The following is an 18,011-nucleotide window of genomic DNA, read 5'->3' on the forward strand; positions in this document are numbered from 1 at the left end:
GCAACAAGCGATTACATGACCTGGTCTACCGTGTCACGCTCGCGCGGCGAAATGAAGGCCTTGTGGAACAGGTGGCGCGCCAGCATCAGGGGCGGCATGCGCAGCCAGTTGGCGCGCACATACAGCGCGCCGAGCGCGGTCGGGGTCAGGCGGTCGGCGCAGCTCGGATGGGGCGGCAGCAGCGCGCGCAGGAACAGCGCGTCCATCAGCGCCAGCAGCGCCGCGCCGGGGCTGCCGGCCCTCGCCGCCTCGGCCATGACGGCGGGCGGCACCGGGGTGCCGAGCAGGCGGGCGCCGTAGCGCAGGGCGTAGAACAGCGCGCGCGCCAGCTCCAGCCGGATGGCGCGCGCCACCAGGCCGTCCCAGAAGCCGGGCACGGCGCCGAAGTGCAGCAGCAGCAAGTGCAGGTCGAGCAGGTCGCGCAGGCCGTGCTGCCACTCGCCTTCCGAGAACAGGTGGGTGGCGCTGTGCAGCACCATGTCGTGTGGGGACAGGGTGGAGAGGCCGGCGGCGCCCGGGACCGGCACGGCATCCGCGCGCAGCAGCGCGGGATCGGGCCGCACCCGGGCGGTCTCGGGCAGGATCGCATGGTGCACGTCGATGGTATTGCCGCGCCGGATGTGCTCCATCGGCGGCAGTTCGTGCATCCACTCGCGGTAGTAGCGCTGGTCGTATTCGTCCTGGTGAATCGCGGCCCAGCCGTGCATCAAAAGCGCGCCTTCAGCCTCGGCCAGGCGGTCCTTGGGCACCAGGATGTCGACGTCGGAAAACATGCGGCCTGCGGCCGGCGGCAGCCCGGCCATCACATAGGCCGCGCCCTTGAGCAGCAGCAGCGGCCGGTTCATGCCGGCGAGTGCCTGCCCGATCCGGTCCACCTCGAAGCGCAGCGCGCGCCGGTGGCGCTCCAGGAGCACGGCGGCCCAGGCGAAGTGTTCGCGCGCCGCCGCCGAAATCGCTTCCCGCAGGCCGGCTTCCTCCAGCAGGATGCCGAGGGTGGCGAGCAGGTCCGCGTGCCCGGCCTGGCGCAGCAGCAGGTCCCACCCGGCCGCGTCCAGGCTGCGCACCTGCCCAGGCTCGCGTAGCACCTCGACCAGCAGTGGCCGGCCCAGGCTCATGGCGCTTCCGCCAGCGACTCGAACAGGGCCAGGGCCTCGTCCAGCTTGCCGTAGCTGAAGTCGAAACCGGCGCAGCCTTCGACCAGGCGCCCGAGCGCGTCGAAGCCGGTTTCGCCCAGCACCGTGTAGTTGAAGGCGTTGTCGGCCACGCGGGTGAACAGCCGGGATGTCGGCAGCGGCGCCAGCACGGCCGCCGCGCCCGCCTCATAGCGCGGGAACACGATGTGGCTGGCGCGCGCCGTCTCGCCGGCCGCGGCCACGCTGGCCCGCGGCGCGCGCAGGTGGGCGATGGTGCCCTTGCTGGTTTCCGGCACTGCGGGGCCAAACACGGCATCCGGATCCCAGGCCCGGATCACGCCGATCGAGGCGTTCTTCAGGCTGACCGGGCGCGGCAGTGGCACCAGGGCCAGGTCGCTCGGACGCACCAGGGTCAGTTCGTCGGACAGCAGGCGCCAGCCGCGGCATACCAGCGCTGCGCACAGGGTGCTCTTGCCGGAACCCGGCGGCGCCGGCAGGATGAAGGCGCGTCCATGGCGCTCGAGCACGGCGGCATGGATCACCAGGTAGCTGTGTGCCTTGTTCGACACGCACCAGTTCATCACCCATTCGAACATGGGATGGGCCTGGGCGATCGGCAGCGGCTTGAAGGGCCGCAGGCCATCCTGGTCGAAACGCACCTGGGGCCGCAGCCAGCGGCGCCAGCCGGGGGTGCCTTCCAGGTGCAGCTGGAAGTCGGCGAAGCCTTCCTCGTCGACCGGGTAATCGGCGTACAGCAGGGAGATGGTGTCGACCAGGGCCGGGATGTCGGTGCGGATGCGGCTGCGGAAGGGGCCGGTGCGCAGGACCAGGCCGGGGCCGGCGAAGCGCCGGCGCAGTTCGCCTGGCGCCAGGGAGGACAAGTTCAGCATGGCAGGGGTTCGATCAGGTCGAGACGCACCAGGCTGTCGAGCAGTTCGGCCAGCTGGGCCGGCAATTCCAGCTCGTCGACTTCGAAGGCAGTGCGCAGGCTGTCTGCCAGAACCGCTTCCGTGGCGGGCGCGGCGCGCAGGGCGTCGAGCAGGCACAGCGCCGCCGGACCCAGCAGATGGGTCGCGCCCGAAAGATTATTGAACAGTACGGCTTCCTCGTCCCCGTCCCACTGGCGGCAGCGCAGGGACTGCCCCGGAATCACACGCCACATCGGCCAACGCCGTCCTTAATCGTGTGTAGCCTCTAGGTAGCGCTTGGTTTGCTCGGCGCTCCAGTACACACCTTTGGCGGGCTGGTAGAAGCCGCTGCTCTGAAGCTGGTTCCACATCTGCTGCAGGGTCTGCACCGACAGGAATCCGATTTTTCCCGACAGCACGTTCAAATAGGTGGCGACCAGATGCATGCCCAGGTTGTATTTGTCGAAATCGCAACCCTGCACGATCTCGAGCAGCGTCTTGGTGGCGTAGGTCTTGGCGTACTTCGCGCTGCAGCCGAACACGTCGTCGAAATCCTTGCCGGTCGAGCAAGGCCAAGACCCCGTGTGGTTCTTCCAAAAGCCAGGCGACTTGCCGTCGCACTTGGGCGTCGTCTTGGCGTAATTGCTGCTCAGTCCGCCGGACAGGGCGCCGGAAGCCGAGACGCAGACCATGGTTTTCATCGTGGCCCGGCTGTCGGCTGTCCACAGCACGCTGGCCGCGCCCAGACCGGCCTTGGTCAGGCGGCGCCGCGCCGTACCACGCGGAGTCAGGGGCTGCGCTTCGCGAGCGCGTGCTGGTTGGTCTTCGGTCGACACGGGTTCGATCCTCTTGGTAGTTATACAGAGACAGCTGAATTTCGATTAAGCAAGAATTGTGCCTTCTTGCCATGCCTGTCCAAAAACTGCTGGAAAAACAGAGGGCTATGACGTAGAGCCATGCCCCGCACTCAACAGTCTAGCCAGTCAGACGGTCCCTGTGTAAAAATTTTCGACAGCTGATCAGAAAAAGCTCTCTGGCACGACCAGGACGTCGCCCGGACGCATCGACAGGTTGGCCGAAATGTCGCCGTCCTTGATCAGGTCGTCGAGGCGCACCGGCAGTTTCTGCTGCTTGCCGTCGACGGTGCGGATGATGGTGGCGCGGTTGCCGGCTGCGAATTCGGTGACGCCGCCGACGGCGATCAGGACATCCATCAGCGACATGTCCTTGCGATATGGCAGGGCCTGCGGCCTGGTGGCCTGGCCGATCACGCGGATCTGGTCGTTGTAGTTGCCGACGAAATTGGTCACGACCACGGTCACTACCGGCTGCTGGATGAACTTGGCGAGCGCGCCTTCGATGTCGCGCGCCAGCTGGGTCGAGGTCTTGCCCGCCGCCGGCAGGTCTTCGACCAGCGGCGTGGTGATCTTGCCGTCCGGGCGCACCGGCACCGACATCGAGACTTCCGGATTGCGCCAGACGATGATGTTGACATTGTCGCCCGGGCCGATGAGGTACTCCGGGTTGATGGCCGGCGTAGTGTCGACCGGTGCCGGCGTGCTGGCGCAGCCACCCAGTACGAACAGGCAGCTAATGGCGACAGCATGGGCTGCGCGCTTGATCTGGTGCGTCATTTTCGTGCTCACGTCAAGAATCCCCTGGTTTGGCTTGGGCCGCAGCCATCCGTTCCGGGGCCGCTGGCGGGCTCGCTATTTGTCGAGCCCTATTTTATACCATAGCACTTAAGCAACCTCGTGCACTGCTGAAAGTCTATGGGCTTCTTTGCAACAGTTCGCGTACGTAGCGCACCGGGATCGCATAGGTGATTCCGCTCGGGTCCGACACCGCGCTTTCTTTCAATCCCTTCAGGTAAACCATGTTGATGACGCCCACCACCGCCCCGCTGTCGGGATCGTACAGAGGACTGCCGCTATTGCCCGGATAGGCAGTCCCGTCCAGCTGGAAGATGCCGAAGGGATTGCGCTGGAGCTGGGAGATGGCGCGCGCATCGAGCTGGCGCGAGTTGAGTGAGGGCCGCACCGCCGGGGCGATCGCGGCCAGGGTAGCGCGGTGGGTGGCGGCATGCAGGCCCAGGCGCATGCCGAGCGGGTAGCCGGTGAAGGCCAGCAGCTGGCCCTCGGCCACCGCATCGTCGCCGTCCAGCACCAGCGCCGGCATCGGTGCACCGGAGAGGCGCAGGTGGGCGAGATCGTGTTCGCGGTCGAGGCCGACCAGGCGCGCCGACCGGAAGCTCACCGTTTCCGCCCCATTGCCCAGCACGATACCGAGCTCTTCCATCCGCGCAACGTCCATCCGCTCCGGGATCACGTGGGCATTCGTGATGACGCTCAGGCCGTCTCCCACCACGAAGCCGGTGCCGACGAAGACGGTGGCCGGCTGGCGCGTCTTGAGCAGGGTCCCGACCCCGACCACCGAGGGCTTCACACGCGCTACAGTGGCCGGCAGCGGATCGTTGACAGGCGCTGCTGAGGCCGGCACGGGCGCCACCATTAGCATGCCGAGCAGCGGGATTAGCGCGCCATTGAAGGCCTTGCGAGGACCGTTCGAACCCTTCCGACCGGAAATCAATTGTGTGGGCACTTTTGCAATCTCGACATTAAAATACGCATTTGATACAGGGCAATAATTGTTAACAAGGGCTGGATGAGGGACTTTACTGTCCTGATGTTCTGATTGACTGCAGAAACATTTTATCAGTCAAAGCGTTGCTATAATGGAACGAATTGACGATAAGTGATGCAAATTGTGCGCTAAAAGAGTTGTTCTTGGGAATTTGTGTTGCATGCGCCGTGTTTTTCGTCGCATCACCTCGACATTTTTCCAGCCCGCAATTGCAATTGCTCAGTCAACAAGCGATCATGCAGTTTGTTTATTGATTGATGGGCTTGCGCAAGCGCAAGTCGTTAAGGCGAGATTCATGACATGGCAGAGTTCACAGCCGCAATCCTTACCTTCCTGAAGGCTATCGGGAAATACCGTTGGCATGCAGTCTTCATCACCTGGGCCGTGGCCATCGTCGGCTGGGCCGTGGTGTTGAAACTGCCCAACCAGTACGAGGCCTCGGCCCGCGTCTACGTCGATACCCAGAGTATCCTCAAGCCGCTGCTGTCGGGCATGACCACGCTGCCGAACATCGAGCAGCAGGTGATGTTCATGCGCGGCACCCTGATCAGCCGTCCGAACGTCGAGCGTGTGATGCGCATGGTCGACCTGGACGTCAAGGCCACCGATGCCAAGGCCCACGACAAGATGGTCGACGAGCTGACCTCGCGGATCAAGCTCGGCGGCACCGAGCGCGACGACATCTATACCATCAGCTATACCGGACCCGATCCGAAGCTGGGCAAGGAAATCGTGCAGGCATTCCTGAGCATCTTCGTCGAAGGCGGTTCCAGCGGCAAGAAACAGGATTCGGACAAGGCGGTCCAGTTCATCGACGACCAGATCCGCAACTACGAGGAAAAGCTGGCCGCGGCCGAGAATTCGCTGAAGGAATTCAAAATCCGCAACGTCGGCATGCTGCCGTCGGAAGGCGGCGATTACGGTTCGCGCATGGTGGCCGCCAGTGAAGCCCTGAATACCGCACGCCTGGAGCTGGCCGAGGCCGAGCAGGCGCGCAACGCGCTGCGCCGCCGCATTGCCGGCGAATCGGCGCCGGGCGACAAGGTCGCGCCGATCATCAACAATCCGGAGCTCGACGAGCGCATCGCCGCCGTCACCAAGAACCTGGACAGCCTGCGCACCCAGTACACCGAAGCCCACCCGGACATCGTTGCCAACGCCCGCCTGCTCGACCAGCTGATCGCACGCAAGAAGGAAGAGGCGAAGAACCGCAAGCCGAGCGCCGACCCGGGCGCCGGCTACAGCCCGATGTTCCAGCAGCTGAACGTGTCGCTGGCCGACGCCGAAGCGCGCGTGGCCTCGCTGCAGGCGCGCGTGTCCGAGTATTCCAGCCGCGTAGCCCAGCTGCGGGCGCGCAGCTCGCAGGCGCCGGAAGTCGAAGCCCAGCTGGCCCAGCTCAACCGCGACTACCAGGTCAATCGCGAGAACTACCAGAAGCTGGTCGAGCGCCGCGAATCGGCAAAACTGTCGGGCGACCTGTCTTCGGTGACCGACATGCTGACCTTCCGCGTGATCGATCCGCCGACCGCGCCGAACGTGCCGTCCGGCCCGAACCGCCTGCGCCTGTTCTCGCTGGTATTCGCAGCCGCCCTGGGCGCCGGCCTGGCCGCCGCTTTCCTGATGAGCCAGTTGCGCCCGACCTTCCTCAGCCAGGCCACCCTGCGCGAAGCCACCGGCCTGCCGATCCTCGGTTCGATCAGCATGAACTGGACCGGCGCTCAGACTATCCGCCGCAAGCGCCGCCTGTACGCGCTGGGCGCCGCCGTGCTGGTGCTGTTCGCCGTCTACGGCGCGGGCGTCACCGCCATCCTGGTGCGCCCGACCGGCCTGTAACGATCACAAGGAGCAGACGTGAGCATTATCGAAAAAGCGGCACGCCGCATCGACCTCGAGCGCGGCCAGGCGGCCGTGCCGGCGCCGGCCCTCGATGCCGGCATCGAGATCCTCGAACCCGCCGCTGTGACCCAGCCCGCTACCCCGCCGGTCCTGCCGCCGGCCGCGCCGGCAGTGGACGCTGCGGCTGCGGCGCCGGTGCTGCCGGCCCCGGCGCAGGCCGCCCCACAAGTCGCCGAGCCAGTCGTTCGCCACAACACCCGCAAGGTCGAGCTCGACCTGGCCAAGATGCGCGAGACCGGCATGGTCACCGCCGCCGGCGGACGCACCAGCCTGCTGGAAGACTTCCGCATCATTAAGCGTCCGCTGCTCAAGCGCGCCTTCGAGGAGCAGAGCGTCAAGGGCAATCCGGGCAACCTGATCATGCTGACCAGCTCGCTGCCGGGCGAAGGCAAGACCTATTGCGCAATCAACCTGGCGATGAGCATCGCCATGGAGCTCGACCACACCGTGCTGCTGGTGGATGCCGACGTGGCGCGCCCCTCGGTGCTGCGTACCCTCGGCCTGCCGGCCGAGCGCGGCCTGATGGACCTGCTGGTCGACGACAAGCTCGACGTCTCCGACGTCCTGCTGCGCACCAATGTCGACACCCTGAGCATCCTGGCCGCCGGCACCAGCACGCCGCGCGCCACCGAGCTGCTGGCCAGCTCGACCATGGCGAACCTGGTGAACGAGATCGCCAACCGCTATCCCGACCGGATCGTCATCTTCGACTCGCCGCCGCTGCTGCTGACCAGCGAAGCGCGCGCGCTGGCCTCGCACATGGGCCAGATCGTGGTGGTGGTGGAAGCCCAGACCACGACCCAGCACGCGCTCAAGGAAGCGCTGCACCAGCTCGAGGGCTACCAGAACGTCAACCTCATCTATAACAAGACCAGGGACATTCCCGGCATCGAAGAGACGTATGACTATCACTATGGGTAAAGATGCTGGACAGGCACCCGCCTTCCCGCATCAGCCATCTCGTCTTCCCTCGCGCCTGCTGCGTCTGGCGCCGCTCGCCGCCGCGGCCATGCTGCTGGCCGGCGAATGCCGCGCCGACTGGCGCCTGCAGCCGACCTTCAACGTATCGGAAACCTTTACCGACAACGTCAGCCTGCAATCGGATGCGTTTCGACAGTCGCAGTTCGTGACGGAGCTCACCCCGGGCATCGTGCTATCGGGCAAGGGTCGCCGTTTCCAGGTGGCGGGCGCCGCCCAGGCACGCCAGTTCATCTATAGCAAGGGGGACCTGCCGAACACCGCCGACCACAGCGTCGAATACTCGTTCGCCGGCAATGGGGAAATGATCGAGGACATGCTGTTCCTTGAAGCGAGCGCCTCGGCTTCGCGGCAACCGGTCTCGGCCTTCGGCCAACAGGGCGGCGCCAGCCTGTACTCGCTCGGCAACCAGACCAACATCAAGACCTGGCGCATCGCTCCGCGCTTCGAGCAGCGGCTCGGGCGCGCCGCCGCCCTGTCGCTGCGCTATTCGCGCGATGCTGTGCAAGCGGATGGGCTCGCCACTGGCTACGGCGACAGCCTGGGCAGCACCATCAGCGCCAGCCTGGCCAGTACCGACCGTTCCTCGAAACTCGGCTGGGGCCTGAGCTACCAGAGCCAGGACCTCGACAGCAAGATCGGCGGCGCGTCCTCGACGGAGAGTGCGCTCGCGAACTTGCGCTACGCCCTGCTGCCGCGTTTCGCGCTAACCGCCAGCGTCGGCTACGACCGCTACGAATTCGATTCGCTCGGCAACGGTAACGCCGGCAGCAACTGGTCAGGCGGCATCGACTGGACACCGTCGCCGCGCACCCGCCTCAGCGCCTCGCTCGGACGCCACTATTACGGCCAGACGGGCAAGCTCGACCTCACCCACCGCAGCCGCTACACGGTGTGGCGCGTCGCGTACGACGACATGGTCACCAACAGCCGCGAGCAGTTCCTGCTGCCGTCGACCATCGATACCGCGGCCCTGCTCGACAGCCTGTTCGCAGCGACCATCAGCGACCCGGTGCAGCGCCGGCAGGCGGTGGCGGCTTATATCCAGCAGACCGGCCTGCCGCCCAGCCTGGCGGACAACATCAACTACCTGAGCAACCGCTTCTTCCGCGAGAAGCGCTTGCAGGCAAGCAGCGCATTCCAGCGCGGCCGCAGCAGCGTGCTGGTCACGCTGTTCGCCAGCGACCGGGTGGCCCTGTCGGACCAGCAGACCGACAGCCCGTTGCTGGGCAGCCAGTTTGCCACGCTGAACAACAACGTGCGCCAGAAGGGCGTCAGCGCGACCTACAACTATCGCCTGACGGCGCGCAGCAGCGCCATCGCGGTGCTGAGCTTCGCGCACCACCGCTCGCTCACCACCGAGGTCGAAAATCACCCGCGCGAACTGCGCCTGGGTCTGACGCGCGAGCTGGGCAAGGATCTGCGCGCCGCCTTCGAGTATCGCCACCTGAGCGGACAGATCGACCGGATCGCCGGCGGCTACCGCGAGAACGCGCTGTCCGCCACCCTGTCCGCGCAGTTTTAAGGAGCTAGCCAAGCGATGTACGAAACTTACTACGGGCTGTCCGCCAAACCTTTCCAGCTGCGTCCGGACCCCCACTTCTTCTTCGGCAGCAAGGGCCACAAGCGCGCCATGGCCTACCTCGAGTACGGCCTGTCGCAAGGCGAGGGCTTCATCGTCATCACCGGTGAAGTCGGCGCCGGCAAGACCACGCTGGTGCGCAACCTGCTGAACAAGATTCCGACGGACCAGATCGTCGCCGCCCACATCGTCAACACCAGTCTCGATCCGGAAGACACGCTGCGCATGGTGGTCTCGAGCTTCGGCTTGCCCTACGAAGGAGCCAGCAAGGCCGAGCTGCTCAATCGCCTCGAACAGTTCCTGCGCGGCGTCGACCGCCAGGGCAAGCGCGCCCTCCTCGTCATCGACGAAGCCCAGAACCTGAACGCGCGCACGGTGGAAGAACTGCGCATGCTGTCGAACTTCCAGACCGACGACCGCTCGCTGCTGCAGACTTTCCTGCTCGGCCAGCCGGAATTCCGCGCCACCCTGCACAGCCCCGGCATGCAGCAGCTGCGCCAGCGCGTGATCGCCAGCTACCACCTGGGTCCGATGGACACCCAGGAAACCCGTGCCTACGTCGAGCACCGCCTGGCCACGGTCGGCTGGAAGGGCGATCCTGCTTTCGATGACGGCGCCCACGCCGCGATCTACGCCTACAGCGGCGGCATCCCGCGCAAGACCAATACCCTGATGGACCGGGTGCTCCTGATGGGCTACCTGGAAGAGATGCACGCGTTTACCGAGGCCGACATCCTTGAAGTGGTGCGCGACATCTCCGAGGAATACGAACTGCCGGACGGCATGGGCACGCCGGATGCAGGCGCCCTGCCCCAGGACGGGCTGCGCACGGTCGACCAGCGCAACGGCGAGCGCCGCGCGGCCAGCGTCGAAGTGCTGGACGAACGCATGATGCGCCTCGAGAAGTCGATCGTCTCGGTTCTGTCGATCCTGAAGAAAATCGTCGCCACGCCCCAGGGCGCGGCGGCGCAGCACATGGATAACCAGGAATGAAACTCTACGCCCCTGCCCCGCGCCCCGTGCCTGCTCCCGGTGAGCGTATCCGGAACGCCATGACCTGCGACGTCGAGGACTACTTCCAGGTCTCGGCCTTCGCCCCCTACATCGACCGTGATTCCTGGCCGACCCGCGAATGCCGGGTCGAGGCCAACATGGAGCGGATCCTGGCCATCTACGAACGCCACGGCGTGAAGGCGACCTTCTTCACCCTGGGCTGGATCGCCGAGCGCTATCCTGCGATGGTCAAGAAGATCGTGGCTGCCGGCCATGAACTTGCCAGCCATGGCTACGGCCACCTGCGCGCCTCGGACCAGAGCCGCGCTCAGTTCGACAACGACATCCGATCCAGCAAGGCGCTGCTGGAAGACATCGGCGGCCAGGCCGTGCTGGGCTACCGCGCCCCGAGCTTCTCGATCGGCCACGCCAACCTGTGGGCCCTGGAGGCCCTGCAGGAAGCCGGCTACCGCTACAGCTCGAGCATCTACCCGATCGCGCACGACCACTACGGCATGCCGGATGCGCCGCGCTTCGCCTTCTACCCGCACGGCCCGGACGGCCTGCTGGAAGTCCCGGTCACCACCGTCAACATGCTGGGCCGGAACCTGCCGGCCGGCGGCGGCGGCTACTTCCGCCTGCTGCCCTACGCCCTGTCGCGCTGGATGATGCAGAAGGTGAACCGCGAAGACCGCCAGCCGGCGCTGTTCTACTTCCACCCCTGGGAGCTTGACCCGGGCCAGCCGCGCCCGCAGGGCCTGGACGCCAAGTCGCGCTTCCGCCACTACGTGAACATCGAGCGCATGGAAGGCCGCCTCGAGCAGCTGGCGCGCGACTTCGCGTGGGACCGCATGGACCGCATCTTCCTCGAACAAAAATAAGCTTTCGCCCACCCATGAACTCGATCATCGAAGCCGCCCAGGCCAAGCGCGCCGCCCCGGTGCTGGCCACCGGACCGCAAACGCTCCACCTCCTGCAGCCGCACGAATACGGCCGCTGGGACGCCTTCGTGCGCGCCTGCCCGGACGCCACCTTCTTCCACCTCTCGGGCTGGCAGAAAGTCATCGAGCAATCCTTCGGCATCAAGACCTGGTTCTACTACGTCCAGCAGGACGGCCAGATCCAGGGCGTGCTGCCGCTGGCCGAGATCAAGAGCCGCCTGTTCGGCCACTCGCTGGGCGCGATGCCCTTCTGCGTCTACGGCGGCGTGGCCGCGGTCGACGATGGCGCCCGCATCCTGCTCGACGAAGCCGCCGACAAGCTGGCGCGCGAATTGGGCGTCGGCCACCTGGAATACCGCGGCATGAAGCGCGCCCACCCGGACGATCCCAGCTTCCATACCAAGGAGCTGTACGTCACCTTCCGCAAGGAGATCAGCGCGGACGACGAGGCCAACCTGAATGCCATCCCGCGCAAGCAGCGCGCCATGGTGCGCAAGGGGATCAAGCTGGGCCTGAAGGGCGTGGTGGAGAACAACGTAGACCGCATGTTCGAGGCCTATGCCAACAGCGTGCTGCGCCTGGGCACCCCGGTGTTCCCGAAAAAATACTTCGCCCTGCTGCAACAGACTTTCGGCGACGAGTGCGAAGTGCGCAGCATCTACACCAGCGACGACCGCCTGGTGGCCTCGGTGCTCTCCTTCTACTGGCGCGACGAGGTGGTGCCCTACTACGGCGGCGGCATGGACCTGGCGCGCGAAGTGGCCGGCAACGACTTCATGTACTGGAACCTGATGCAGGCAGCGGCCGCGCGCGGCTGCCGCATCTTCGACTATGGCCGCAGCAAGCTGGGCACCGGCGCCTACGACTTCAAGAAGAACTGGGGCTTCACCGCCGAGCCGCTGCCGTATGAATACAAGCTGTATGCATCGAGCCAGCTGCCGGACAACAATCCGCTGAACCCGAAGTACCAGCTGTTCATCAAAATGTGGAAGAAACTGCCGCTGCCGGTGGCGAACTTCCTCGGCCCCTACATCGTGCGCAACCTGGGATAAGACGTGGAAGACCTGCTGCTTCTGATCCACCGGATCCCCTACCCACCCAACAAGGGCGACAAGATCCGTTCCTACCACCTGCTCAAGCACCTGGCGCGCGACTATCGCGTGCACCTGGCGACTTTTGTGGACGACGCCGACGACTGGCAGCACGTGCCCACCGTCGAGAAGATGTGCGCCAGCAGCCACTTCGCCAGCCTCAACCCGACGCTGGCGCGGGTACGCAGCCTCGGTGCGCTGGTCAAGAACCGCTCGCTCTCGCTCGACTACTACCGCGACGCTACTTTGCAGCGCTGGGTCGACCAGACAGTCAGCGCACACAAGATCGAGCGCGTGCTGGTCTTCTCCTCCGCGATGGCGCAGTACGCCGACAAGTACCCGAACGCGCGCCGCGTGGTCGACTTCTGCGACGTCGACTCGGACAAGTGGCGACAGTACGCCGAGAAGAAATCCTGGCCGATGAGCTGGCTGTACCGCCACGAGGCGCGCCAGCTGCTGTCGTATGAGCGCCAGGTGGCGCGCGATTACGACGCTTCGCTGTTCGTGTCCGAACCCGAAGCCGCCCTGTTCCGCCAGCTGGCTCCGGAGAGCGACGCGCGCATCGGCTTCTTCAGCAACGGCGTCGACACCGACTACTTCTCGCCCGACGCCGCCGGCAGCAGCCCGTTCAAGCCGGGCGAACGCGCCATCGTGTTCACCGGCGCCATGGACTACTGGCCCAACGTCGATGCGGTGCAGTGGTTCGCGCTTGAGGCGATGCCGCTGCTGCGCGCGCGCTTCCCCGACCTGGTGTTCTACATCGTCGGCGCCCGTCCCGCCCCGGCCGTGCTGGAGCTGGCGAAGCAGCAGAACATCGTGGTCACCGGCACCGTGCCCGACGTGCGCCCCTACATCGCCCACGCGCGCGCCGCGGTGGCGCCGCTGCGCATCGCGCGCGGCATCCAGAACAAAGTGCTGGAAGCGATGGCGATGGCCACCCCGGTGGTGGTGTCGCCGCAGGCGCTGGAAGGCATCGATGCCGAGCCGGGCAAGGAACTGGTGCTGGCGCAGGACGCCGCCGGTTTCGCCGATGCGGTCGCGCTGCTGCTGGCGCGCAGTAGCAACGAGATGGGCCTGGCCGCGCGCGCCCGGGTCGAACGCAAATACAGCTGGCCGAGCAACCTGGCCTGCATCGGGGAGCGACTCGAATGCATCTGACACCTCCACCCGGCGTGCTGAAGGCCGGCGTCGACGCCCCGGCGCAGCCGGCGCGCGCCAACTACCTTCCCTTGGTGCTGGCCATGCTGGCGCCCTTCCTGCTCTACCTGGCCACCGTGCGCTCGATGGTCGACACCTGGAACAGCTCGGAGACCTTTGCCCACGGCTACGTCATCCTGCCGATCAGCCTGGCGCTGATCTGGCGCCAGCGCGCCTGGTTCACGGCGCTGCCGCCGCAGCCCTGGCGTCCAGCCCTGATCCTGCTGGCCGGCGCGGGCGCCGCCTGGCTGGCCGGCCGCATCGCCGAGGTGCAGGTGGTGATGCAGTACGCCTTCGTGTCGATGTTCCCGCTGGCGGCGCTGGCCCTGCTGGGCCCGCGCCTGGCCGCGAAATTCACCTTCCCGCTGCTGTTCCTGCTGTTCGCGGTGCCCTTCGGCGAGATCTTCGTCGGCCCGCTGATCCACTACACCGCCGACTTCACCGTGTGGGCAGTGCAGGCTACCGGCATCCCGGTCCTGCGCAACGGCACCCGCTTCGAACTGCCCTCCGGCAGCTGGTCGGTGGTCGAGGCCTGCAGCGGCATCCGCTACCTGATCTCCTCGATCACGCTGGGCTGCCTGTACGCCTACCTGACCTACCGCTCCAACCTGCGGCGCGCCGTCTTCATCGGCCTGGCCATCCTGGTCCCGATCGTCGCCAACTGGCTGCGCGCCTACGGCATCGTCATGATCGGCCACATGAGCGGCATGGAACTGGCCACCGGCGTCGACCACCTGGTCTACGGCTGGCTGTTCTTCGGCATCATCATGTTCATCATGTTCTGGATCGGCAGCTACTGGCGCGAGGACGACGCGCCCGCGCCGGCCGCCGTGCCGGTGGCCGCACAGCACAGCCGCGGCCCGCTGCGCTCGCTGGTGCCGATGGCCCTCGCCGTGGTCGCGCTGGCCGCCGTCTGGCCGGCCTTTGCCTTCTACAACGACCGCGCCAACCACAACGAACAGGCCGTCGTCCTGCCCGAACCGAAAGTGAGCTGGCCGTATGCCGCCAGCTTCGCCGACTGGCAGGTGGACTACATGGAGCCGGACGCGCGTCTGGCGCGCGCCTACAGCGCACCGGACGGCCGTGCGGTCAAGCTGCAGCTGCTCTACTACCGCAACCAGAGCAAGCAGAAGGGCCTGATCAGTTCCGTCAACCGCCTGGCCGGCGAAAAGGATGCCTGGCACGAGACCGCATCCAGCCAGCGCACCGAAACCGTGGGCGCGCGCAATCTGGCGCTGCGCGAAGCGGTAATGGATGGCCCGGACGGCGCACTGCTGGTCTGGCACGTCCTGTGGGTCGACGGCCAGTACACGGCCAGCAACGTGGTCGGCAAGCTGCGCCAGGCCCAGGGCAAGCTGCTGTTCCATGGCGACGACGGCGCCCTGGTGGCGATCGCGGCCCCGGCCACCGGCGGCCAGGACGCGGCGCGCGCCACCCTGCGCGCCTTCCTGGCGCAGAACTTCAACGCGGTCGACGCCGCGCTGGTGGCTGCCCGGGGTCACTGAGATGGATGCCGACATGGCCAAGCAGTCCTCCGCGCAGCCGCCGCTGGTTGCGCACCTGATCTACCGCCTCGACATCGGCGGCCTGGAGACGCTGCTGGTCGACACCATCAACCGCATGGCGCCGGGATGCTACCGGCACGTGGTGATCTGCCTGACCGACTATACCGACTTCGCCCAGCGCATTACGCGCCCCGGCGTCGAGCTGTTCGCGCTGAACAAGCCGGCCGGGCTGGCGTTGGGGACGCATGCCGACCTGTTCAAGCTGCTGCGCCGCCTGCGTCCGGACATCCTGCACACCTACAACCTGGGCACCATCGAGTACGCCGCAACCGCCTGGGCCGCGGGGGTGCCGGTACGCGTGCATGCCGAGCATGGCCGCGACGCGCGCGACCCGCAGGGCGTGAACCCCAAGCACAATCTGCTGCGGCGCCTGATGACGCCCTTCATCGACCGCTACGTGCCGGTCTCGCACGAACTGCGCGGCTGGCTCGAGCGCGTGGTGCGCATCCCGGCCCGCAAGATCCAGTTGATCGACAACGGCGTCGACACCGAACGCTTCCGCGCCTCGGGGTCGGCCGCCGCCGAAGCCTGGCAACACGATCCAGACAGCTTCGTGATCGGCACCGTAGGCCGGCTGCAGGACGTCAAGGACCAGGCCACCCTGATCGACGCCTTCGCGCTGCTGCGCCGCCGGCTGCCCGATGCGAAGCTGGCCCTGGTGCTGGTGGGCGACGGCCCGCTGCGCGCCCAGCTGGAAGCGCGCGTGCGCAAACACGATCTGGAAAGCAGCGTGCACTTCGCGGGCGCCCGCAGCGACGTGGCGCCGGCGATGCGCAGCTTCTCGCTGTTCGCCCTGTCCTCGATCGCCGAAGGCACCCCGGTCACCCTGCTGGAAGCCATGGCGAGCGGCCTGCCGGTGGTTGCCACCGCGGTCGGCGGCATTCCCGACCTGGTCGAGCAGGGCGTCAGCGGCGCGCTGGCGCCGCCGGGCGACCCACAGGCCCTGGCCGACGCCATCGCGCCCTACGTACTCGACCGCGCGCTGGCGCAGCGCTACGGCGCGCAGGGGCGCGCCCGAATCGAAGGGCAATACAGCATGCAGGCCATGCTGGCCGCCTACGTCGCCCTGTACGACGAACTGTGCCAGACCAAGCCAACACCCAAAAAACCCAATGAGCCGAATAAGGCGATCACACCATGTGCGGAATAGTAGGAATTTTTGATACCCAGGGCAGCCGCGCCATCGACCGCGACCTGCTGCACCGGATGAACGAGAGCCAGTTCCACCGCGGACCGGTGGAAGGCGACCTGCACCTGGAACCGGGCCTGGGCTTCGGCCACCGCCGTCTGTCCATCATCGCGCTGGAAGCCGGACTGCAGCCCCTGTTCAACGAGGACGAGACCCTCGCCCTCGTGTTCAACGGCGAAATCTACAACTTCCGCGAGCTGCGCGCCGAACTGCAGGGCCTGGGCCACGTGTTCCGCACCCCCTCGGACAGCGAAACCATCGTCCACGCCTACGAGCAGTGGGGCGAAGCCTGCGTCAACCACCTGCGCGGCATGTTCGCCTTCGCGATCTGGGACCGCCCGAACCAGACCCTGTTCCTAGCGCGCGACCGCATCGGCATCAAGCCGATGCACTACGCCTTACTTAGCGACGGCATGTTCGCCTTCGGCTCCGAACTCAAGTCGCTGCTCACGCTCCCGCAACTGAAGCGCGAGATCGACCCGCTGGCGGTCGAGGAATACTTCGCCTACGGCTACGTGCCGGAGCCGCGCACCATCTTCAGCGATGCCAAGAAGCTGCCGCCAGGCCATACCCTGACCCTGCGCGTGGGCCAGCCGGTGCCGGCCTCGAAGCAGTACTGGGACGTGCCTTTCACCCCGCACGCTCCGATGAGCGAGCGCGCCATGGAAGAAGAGCTGGTGGCGCGCCTGCGCGAAGCGGTGCAGAGCCACCTGATCTCGGACGTGCCGCTGGGCGCCTTCCTGTCGGGCGGCGTCGATTCGAGCGCGGTGGTGGCAATGATGGCCGGCGTCACCGACGGCGCGGTCAACACCTGCTCGATCGCTTTCAACGACCCGGCCTTCGACGAATCCGAGTATGCACGCCAGGTGGCCCAGCAGTACCAGACCAAGCACCAATGCGAGACCGTGGACAAGGACGACTACGGCCTGCTCGATACCCTGGCGGCGCTGTACGACGAACCCTATGCCGACAGCTCGGCGATCCCGACCTACCGCGTGTGCCAGCTGGCGAGGAAGCGCGTCACCGTGGCGCTGTCGGGGGACGGCGGCGACGAGAACTTCGCCGGCTACCGCCGCCACCGCATGGCGATGGGCGAGGAACGCGTGCGCTCGCTGCTGCCGCTGGCGCTGCGCAAACCCGTGTTTGGCCTGCTGGGCGCGGCCTATCCAAAGGCCGACTGGGCGCCGCGCATGTTCCGCGCCAAGACCACCTTCGAAGCACTGGCGCGCGACCTCACCGAGGGCTACTTCCACGGCGTGTCGATCAACAACGACCGCATCCGCAGCCAGCTGTTCTCCAGCGGCTTCAAGCACAAGCTGCAGGGCTACCGCGCGGTCGAGGTGATGCGCGCCCATGCGGCCAAGTCGCCGACCGACGATCCGCTGTCGCTGATCCAGTACCTGGACATGAAGACCTACCTGCCGGGCGATATCCTGACCAAGGTCGACCGCGCCAGCATGGCGCACGCGCTGGAAGTGCGCGTGCCCCTGCTCGACCACCAGTTCGTGGAATGGATCTCGGGCCTGCCTTCGAACACCAAACTGCGCAATGGCGAGGGCAAGCACGTCTTCAAGAAGGCGCTCGAGCCCTTCCTCTCGCAGGACATCCTGTACCGCAAGAAGCAGGGCTTCTCGATCCCGCTGGCGGCCTGGCTGCGCGGTCCGCTGGCCGACGCCATGCGGCGCGCGGTCCTGAACCCGGCCCTGCTCGACACCGGCATCTTCAACCCGGCCTTCCTCAAGCAGATGGTCGACGAGCACCAGTCGAGCGCCAAGGATCACAGCACGACCCTGTGGTCGGTGCTGATGTTCGACGCCTTCCTGCGCAAGAACGGCGCCGCCGGCAGCAGCGCCGCCCTCGATAACAGCGCCGCCCTGGCCGTCGCCTGACCCGAA

At 66.5% G+C, this 18,011-nt stretch carries 16 protein-coding genes; 10 read left to right on the plus strand and 6 right to left on the minus strand.

Going from position 1 to position 18,011, the window contains the following annotated elements; translation table 11 throughout:
* Positions 1 to 11: 11 nt before the first annotated feature.
* From GV068_RS14425 to GV068_RS14450, 6 genes are all read right to left on the minus strand, one after another.
* Positions 12 to 1,115: a nucleotidyltransferase family protein gene (locus tag GV068_RS14425; RefSeq protein ID WP_229464208.1), complete on the minus strand. Its 1,104-nt coding sequence runs from the start codon at positions 1,113 to 1,115 to the stop codon at positions 12 to 14.
* The gene (locus GV068_RS14430; protein ID WP_159698961.1) at positions 1,112 to 2,023 is read right to left on the minus strand and encodes an HprK-related kinase A; all 912 of its coding nucleotides are present in this window, start codon (positions 2,021 to 2,023) and stop codon (positions 1,112 to 1,114) included. Before GV068_RS14430 ends, GV068_RS14425 begins: the two co-directional genes overlap by 4 nt.
* Positions 2,017 to 2,295, minus strand: coding sequence for an HPr-rel-A system PqqD family peptide chaperone (locus GV068_RS14435; protein WP_159698964.1), 279 nt, complete (start codon positions 2,293 to 2,295; stop codon positions 2,017 to 2,019). The genes GV068_RS14430 and GV068_RS14435 overlap by 7 nt, the downstream gene beginning before the upstream one ends.
* Positions 2,296 to 2,310: 15 nt before the next feature.
* Positions 2,311 to 2,877 carry a hypothetical protein gene (locus GV068_RS14440; protein WP_159698967.1) on the minus strand — a complete coding sequence of 189 codons (567 nt, stop codon included), beginning with the start codon at positions 2,875 to 2,877 and terminating at the stop codon, positions 2,311 to 2,313.
* Positions 2,878 to 3,060: 183 nt separating this feature from the next.
* A complete protein-coding gene (locus GV068_RS14445; protein WP_159705034.1) occupies positions 3,061 to 3,675 on the minus strand; it encodes an XrtA/PEP-CTERM system exopolysaccharide export protein in 615 nt (204 codons plus the stop codon).
* Between the two features lie 136 nt (positions 3,676 to 3,811).
* Positions 3,812 to 4,540, minus strand: a complete 729-nt coding sequence (locus GV068_RS14450) for a serine protease (RefSeq protein ID WP_308637247.1) — start codon at positions 4,538 to 4,540, stop codon at positions 3,812 to 3,814.
* A gap of 444 nt (positions 4,541 to 4,984) precedes the next feature.
* Between GV068_RS14450 and GV068_RS14455 the strand changes: the two genes are divergently transcribed.
* From GV068_RS14455 to GV068_RS14500, 10 genes are read left to right on the plus strand one after another with little or no spacing between them, the layout of a single operon-like run.
* Complete coding sequence (locus tag GV068_RS14455; protein ID WP_159698970.1) at positions 4,985 to 6,517, plus strand: XrtA system polysaccharide chain length determinant; 1,533 nt, start codon at positions 4,985 to 4,987, stop codon at positions 6,515 to 6,517.
* Between the two features lie 18 nt (positions 6,518 to 6,535).
* Positions 6,536 to 7,501 carry an XrtA-associated tyrosine autokinase gene (locus tag GV068_RS14460; protein WP_159698973.1) on the plus strand — a complete coding sequence of 322 codons (966 nt, stop codon included), beginning with the start codon at positions 6,536 to 6,538 and terminating at the stop codon, positions 7,499 to 7,501.
* The gene (locus GV068_RS14465) at positions 7,482 to 9,083 is read left to right on the plus strand and encodes a TIGR03016 family PEP-CTERM system-associated outer membrane protein (protein WP_229464210.1); all 1,602 of its coding nucleotides are present in this window, start codon (positions 7,482 to 7,484) and stop codon (positions 9,081 to 9,083) included. Before GV068_RS14460 ends, GV068_RS14465 begins: the two co-directional genes overlap by 20 nt.
* Before the next feature lie 15 nt (positions 9,084 to 9,098).
* Positions 9,099 to 10,133: an XrtA/PEP-CTERM system-associated ATPase gene (locus GV068_RS14470; protein WP_159698976.1), complete on the plus strand. Its 1,035-nt coding sequence runs from the start codon at positions 9,099 to 9,101 to the stop codon at positions 10,131 to 10,133.
* The gene (locus GV068_RS14475) at positions 10,130 to 11,014 is read left to right on the plus strand and encodes an XrtA system polysaccharide deacetylase (protein ID WP_159698979.1); all 885 of its coding nucleotides are present in this window, start codon (positions 10,130 to 10,132) and stop codon (positions 11,012 to 11,014) included. Before GV068_RS14470 ends, GV068_RS14475 begins: the two co-directional genes overlap by 4 nt.
* A gap of 14 nt (positions 11,015 to 11,028) precedes the next feature.
* Positions 11,029 to 12,126, plus strand: coding sequence for a FemAB family XrtA/PEP-CTERM system-associated protein (locus GV068_RS14480; RefSeq protein WP_159698982.1), 1,098 nt, complete (start codon positions 11,029 to 11,031; stop codon positions 12,124 to 12,126).
* Between the two features lie 3 nt (positions 12,127 to 12,129).
* Positions 12,130 to 13,323 carry a TIGR03087 family PEP-CTERM/XrtA system glycosyltransferase gene (locus GV068_RS14485; RefSeq protein WP_159698985.1) on the plus strand — a complete coding sequence of 398 codons (1,194 nt, stop codon included), beginning with the start codon at positions 12,130 to 12,132 and terminating at the stop codon, positions 13,321 to 13,323.
* Complete coding sequence (gene xrtA / locus GV068_RS14490; protein WP_159698988.1) at positions 13,314 to 14,867, plus strand: exosortase A; 1,554 nt, start codon at positions 13,314 to 13,316, stop codon at positions 14,865 to 14,867. Before GV068_RS14485 ends, xrtA begins: the two co-directional genes overlap by 10 nt.
* 13 nt (positions 14,868 to 14,880) lie before the next feature.
* The gene (locus tag GV068_RS14495) at positions 14,881 to 16,077 is read left to right on the plus strand and encodes a TIGR03088 family PEP-CTERM/XrtA system glycosyltransferase (RefSeq protein WP_229464212.1); all 1,197 of its coding nucleotides are present in this window, start codon (positions 14,881 to 14,883) and stop codon (positions 16,075 to 16,077) included.
* Positions 16,065 to 18,005: an XrtA/PEP-CTERM system amidotransferase gene (locus tag GV068_RS14500; protein WP_159698993.1), complete on the plus strand. Its 1,941-nt coding sequence runs from the start codon at positions 16,065 to 16,067 to the stop codon at positions 18,003 to 18,005. The genes GV068_RS14495 and GV068_RS14500 overlap by 13 nt, the downstream gene beginning before the upstream one ends.
* Positions 18,006 to 18,011: the final 6 nt, after the last annotated feature.

This window comes from Massilia sp. 9I (assembly GCF_902506415.1).
In the GTDB taxonomy this organism is placed as follows: domain Bacteria; phylum Pseudomonadota; class Gammaproteobacteria; order Burkholderiales; family Burkholderiaceae_D; genus Telluria.

Excerpts from the sequence above, each read along its gene's own strand:
- GV068_RS14425 (WP_229464208.1), bottom strand. The coding sequence starts at position 1,115 with ATGAGCCTGGGCCGGCCACTGCTGGTCGAGGTGCTACGCGAGCCTGGG.
- GV068_RS14430 (WP_159698961.1), bottom strand. The coding sequence starts at position 2,023 with ATGCTGAACTTGTCCTCCCTGGCGCCAGGCGAACTGCGCCGGCGCTTC.
- GV068_RS14435 (WP_159698964.1), bottom strand. The coding sequence starts at position 2,295 with ATGTGGCGTGTGATTCCGGGGCAGTCCCTGCGCTGCCGCCAGTGGGAC.
- GV068_RS14445 (WP_159705034.1), bottom strand. The coding sequence starts at position 3,675 with ATGACGCACCAGATCAAGCGCGCAGCCCATGCTGTCGCCATTAGCTGC.
- GV068_RS14455 (WP_159698970.1), top strand. The coding sequence starts at position 4,985 with ATGGCAGAGTTCACAGCCGCAATCCTTACCTTCCTGAAGGCTATCGGG.
- GV068_RS14465 (WP_229464210.1), top strand. The coding sequence starts at position 7,482 with ATGACTATCACTATGGGTAAAGATGCTGGACAGGCACCCGCCTTCCCG.
- GV068_RS14470 (WP_159698976.1), top strand. The coding sequence starts at position 9,099 with ATGTACGAAACTTACTACGGGCTGTCCGCCAAACCTTTCCAGCTGCGT.
- GV068_RS14475 (WP_159698979.1), top strand. The coding sequence starts at position 10,130 with ATGAAACTCTACGCCCCTGCCCCGCGCCCCGTGCCTGCTCCCGGTGAG.
- GV068_RS14480 (WP_159698982.1), top strand. The coding sequence starts at position 11,029 with ATGAACTCGATCATCGAAGCCGCCCAGGCCAAGCGCGCCGCCCCGGTG.
- xrtA (WP_159698988.1), top strand. The coding sequence starts at position 13,314 with ATGCATCTGACACCTCCACCCGGCGTGCTGAAGGCCGGCGTCGACGCC.
- GV068_RS14495 (WP_229464212.1), top strand. The coding sequence starts at position 14,881 with ATGGCCAAGCAGTCCTCCGCGCAGCCGCCGCTGGTTGCGCACCTGATC.
- GV068_RS14500 (WP_159698993.1), top strand. The coding sequence starts at position 16,065 with ATGTGCGGAATAGTAGGAATTTTTGATACCCAGGGCAGCCGCGCCATC.